Genomic DNA, 4396 nt, shown 5'->3' with positions numbered 1-4396 from the left:
GACTGTAATCATTTCCTTTATCAACACCTCCCGCAATCAGGATTACAGGCTGGTTATAACTGCCCAATGCATAAAAAACAGAGTCAACATTGGTAGCCTTGGAATCGTTAACGTAGGTTACCCCGTCAATCTCTTCCACTACTTCCAGCCTGTGCGGAGCGTTTTTAAAAGATTTAAGCCCCTCTGTGATTTTTACAGGATCAATGTGCAACAGCTGCGCTACTGCGAGCGCGGCCATTGAGTTAACGGCGTTGTGCGGGCCTTTCAGAGGTAACTGGCTGAAATCTGTTTCGTACACGTTATCATTTACCTGAGAAACAATGACGTGATCACGCAGCCAGGAACCCGGACTTACTGGCTGAGTCAATGAAAACCCTACTTTTCTTACCGGCGGATTTCTCTTGCTCAGCTCCGTTTTAATTACCTCACTGTCTTCAAAATAGATAAAGAAATCGTCTTCATTTTGGTTACGGATAATATTGAATTTCGAATCAATATAGTTTTGGAAATCGTACCCGTAACGGTCCAGATGATCAGGAGTTATATTCAATAATATGGAAATAGCGGGATGGAAACTCACAATATTATCCAGCTGAAAACTGCTTATTTCCAGAACATAATAGTCAAAATCCTTCGTGGCAACCTGCCATGCAAAACTATCGCCAATATTCCCGGCGAGCCCCACATGCAAGCCGGCGTTCTTTAATAAATGGTAGGTTAATAAAGTTGTAGTTGTTTTCCCATTGCTCCCTGTAATTGCGATCAGTTTGGCACGGGTATAACGCGAGGCAAATTCAATTTCGGAGATCACCGGAATCCCTTTTTCGCGCAACGCTACGATCAATGGCGCTGTATCTGGTATACCCGGACTTTTTATCACCAGCTGCGCATCAAGGATATTTTCTGAGGTGTGCTTTTCGTGTTCAAATGCAATGTCCTCCTGTAAAAGAACCTGCGAATACTTGTCCTGGAGCTTCCCTTTATCTGACAAAAAAACATCAAAACCTTTGGACTTCGCGAGAATAGCTGCTCCAACGCCACTTTCCCCGCCTCCCAAAATGACTACTTTTTCTTGCACAGGAATTAGAATTAAATATTTAAAATCGCCTTGATCACGAAGGTAAATCTTTTACAGAAAACTTTTTTTACTCTTTCCGCAATTAAGACGAATAAAAAAGAGGCATATCAGATATGCCTCTTTGCAACAATTATTTAGTGTTTACACCTCTTTTTTCAGCGATTCAGAAAGCCTTAAACGGTTGGCTAGCTTAACGATCAGGAAGATGACCCAGGCAATGATAATAAACTGAATTAGTACCTGAATGAAGTTGCCGTACTTGACTGCCACCTCGGGCGTGTCTCCCACAGCTTCCTTCAACACGATTTTCAATTGCGTAAAATCTACGCCGCCAATGATCAATCCGAGAATTGGATTAATAATATCCTCTACCAAAGATGTTGTAATCTTTCCAAAAGCGGCGCCGATAACAACGCCGACAGCCAAATCCAGCACATTGCCTTTGGCAATAAAAATCTTGAATTCCTGAAGCATAACAAGTTGAGGTTAGTTGGTGATTTAAAACTGATACAAAAATCCGATACTAAGTGCCTGCGCAAACTGAATTTTACTGCTTTGGTCCGCATCGTAAACTACGATCGCACCCAGATTTACATTGACAAACTTATTAATCTTAGCTGTAAGCTGCGCGTCCAAACGGTTATCTATATTCAATGGATGCTTGAAGCTGGAATACATCAGGTACCTGAACTTCAGGTTTATATCTTTGGCAATATCCTTATCAAAATTAGCAACTACCTGGATCAGCGCGGCCTCTGTTCTCACGCGCCTGCCTATAGGTACGCCATAATTATTCTGGTCCGGCGTGTTTACGTACAAAGCCGTGTCTATAACAATCGTCTGACGCAGTGCGCCCGGCGCGAAATCAACAAAGAAATAAGGTACCGGCCGGTATTCGATACCAATTGCCTCCGTGAGGTATGCAGGGGAAAGAATGCCGGAAACCTTCCTTTTAATGCTTGCTGAATCCGGCTTGTCGTCATAAGTATAGCCAGCACCGAACTGCGACAGGAAGTTCACATTTGCAAAAAGGCTCCATGCCGAGGTAAGTTCGCGATTGTATTTGGTGTCAAAAAATACCCTGTCGACGTTCTTTCTGCTTTGCTGGCCTTTGTTTCTTACGATACCGTACTGAGACTGAAAATCATTTCGCCAGGCATTTTTACCCTTCTTCTTTTCATTCAATGCATTAAAGAAGAGCCCGAGTGCAACCGAATTAACTCCCCCGCCCGTCCAGTTCCCACTGAATGATCCCTGGTTAAGATTGGCGCCAAATTCTATTTTTTTCCATATGGTGTCGCCAGGTAGTTTCAGCCGACCTGCATTGATTGGATTTGATAAATCGACATTATTCTGAGAAAATGACGGTATTGAGATAAAAAGAAAAAACAGGGAGACAACATAGTGTGAACCACGCAGTTTGCTGCTCATTATCAAAAGATTTAGTGAGTGAGGTAATTGAGTAAAAGGGCAGTGAGCCGACAGTAAGTCGGATAAAGTAAAGGAATTTTTTGAAACTATGCCAAATCAATGAAACAGAACTGTCTCCAGATACTTCTTTCTAAGTTTCTCACGGGACCTCATTAAACGCATTTTAACGGCGCTCTCCGTCATTTTAAAAATATGGGCAATTTCTCGGATTGTGCGATCATCAAGATACTTAAGGTACAGCAGCGACTTCTCTTCCAGGTCTAAATGCGTAAGTGCTGCTTTCAGGCTGATTGTATTGACCTCTTCCACTTCAAATATCCGCTGAATATCGGAATCATCTTCCTGATCAGCATTTTCTACATAGATGGTCACGATCTTTCGTCTGCCTGACCGCATTGTATCCATGCAGTGATTATAAGTAATTGAAAAAAGCCAGGTGGCAAATTTGGCGTCTTTCTTAAAAGAGCTCATTTTGAAGAGCAACTTAAGAAATATATCCTGGGTGAGATCTTCCGAGCGGGAAGTGTCTTTGGTGAAGGAAAGGCATTTCTGATAGACTTTAAAAGCGTAGCGCTCGTAAAGTTTTTGAAAGTAGCGGTTATCTTGTGAATCCAAAAAAAGCTTGACTAGCTCTTCGTCCGATACATTATGCTGCGCATAATCTTCAAATAAAAGTTCAATCATCCTGGTTCGCAATTCGCTGATAGCGTGTGTAAAAAACTAAGAGGGTATATTAATTTTTCGTAAATATTAAAAAACAACGCCTGGTATACAAATAGATACCAGGCGTTGTCAACATTATTTTATTTCGAAAAATCCTTATCCTCCAATCGATACACGCTTGAAAGATGTAACAGACAATCCTTTGGCTGTTTTTTCCAAAAGCTGGCGAATTGTCAAAGAAGAATCTTTCACGAATTCCTGATTCAGCAATGTGTTGTCTTTATAGAATTTCTGCAACTTGCCTTGTGCAATTTTTTCCAGCATTGCTTCTGGCTTGCCTTCTGCACGTGCCTGCTCTTTGCCAACTTCAATTTCGCGCTCGATAGTAGCAGCGTCAACTTCGTCTTTGTCCAAAGCGATCGGCTTCATAGCGGCAATCTGCATAGCAACGTCTTTACCAAGCTCAGTCACGTCAGTTCCATTCACACCATTGAATGCAACCAATACTCCCAATTTGCCATTGGAGTGAATGTAAGGAACAACCTGGTCAGCAGTTACATTTTCGTAAGCAGTGATTTCCAGTTTCTCTCCTAATTTACCAACAAGGTCAACGATATGCTCGCTTACCGGGCGGCCATCAGCCAAAGTAGCTGAAAGCAAAGCTTCTTTGTCTGAGATGTTGTCGGCAACAGCTTTGTCCAGAATGCTCTGAGCAAGGTTTTTGAAGTCTTCAACATTTGATACCGGCTCAGTTTCGCACGCAAGCGCCACCAATTTACCATTGGTACCATCTTCGCTGATTTTCACCAGTACTGCACCTTCTGAAACTGTATTATCAGCGCGTTTTGCAGCAACTTTCTGTCCTTGTTTACGAAGAATGTCAACGGCTTTGTCAAAATCACCATCAGCTTCCTGAAGTGCTTTTTTACAATCCATCATGCCCGCCCCGGTCATTTGGCGGAGTTTGTTTACATCTTGTGCGGTAATTGCCATGATTTTATTTAATATGAATTATTAACTCGTTTAAAAAATGATAGCCCATAGCAAAATGGCTATGGGCTATTTTTATCTAATCAGATATAAACGAGGATTCAACACCCAAGCCATATCGCCCTATTATTATTCTTCTCCACCATCAGCTGCTGCCTCTTCTGCAACTTCTGCACGTGGTGCAGCAGGAGCAGCTTCTTCGTTGCCTTTGTCAACCTGACGTTTGGCTTCCTC

The 4396-nt window shown here is 42.3% G+C and carries 5 protein-coding genes; all 5 read right to left on the bottom strand.

The window, feature by feature from the left end; translation table 11 throughout:
- Positions 1–1078, bottom strand: a 1078-nt coding sequence (gene murD / locus ACTIE6_RS18695) for a UDP-N-acetylmuramoyl-L-alanine--D-glutamate ligase (RefSeq protein ID WP_439558089.1), incomplete at its 3' end; no start/stop codon positions are given.
- Positions 1079–1219: 141 nt separating this feature from the next.
- Positions 1220–1552, bottom strand: coding sequence for a large-conductance mechanosensitive channel protein MscL (gene mscL / locus ACTIE6_RS18690; protein WP_439558088.1), 333 nt, complete (start codon positions 1550–1552; stop codon positions 1220–1222).
- 24 nt (positions 1553–1576) lie between these two features.
- The gene (locus tag ACTIE6_RS18685) at positions 1577–2509 is read right to left on the bottom strand and encodes a DUF3078 domain-containing protein (protein ID WP_439558087.1); all 933 of its coding nucleotides are present in this window, start codon (positions 2507–2509) and stop codon (positions 1577–1579) included.
- Between the two features lie 96 nt (positions 2510–2605).
- On the bottom strand, positions 2606–3193 hold the full coding sequence (locus tag ACTIE6_RS18680) for an RNA polymerase sigma factor (protein ID WP_439558086.1): 588 nt from the start codon (positions 3191–3193) through the stop codon (positions 2606–2608).
- Positions 3194–3328: 135 nt separating this feature from the next.
- Positions 3329–4165, bottom strand: a complete 837-nt coding sequence (gene tsf / locus ACTIE6_RS18675) for a translation elongation factor Ts (RefSeq protein ID WP_439558085.1) — start codon at positions 4163–4165, stop codon at positions 3329–3331.
- Between the last annotated feature and the right edge of the window lie 231 nt (positions 4166–4396).

The sequence above is a fragment of the Dyadobacter sp. genome, from assembly GCF_051859145.1.
In the GTDB taxonomy this organism is placed as follows: domain Bacteria; phylum Bacteroidota; class Bacteroidia; order Cytophagales; family Spirosomataceae; genus Dyadobacter.
This window is presented reverse-complemented; position numbering and strand designations above follow the sequence as displayed.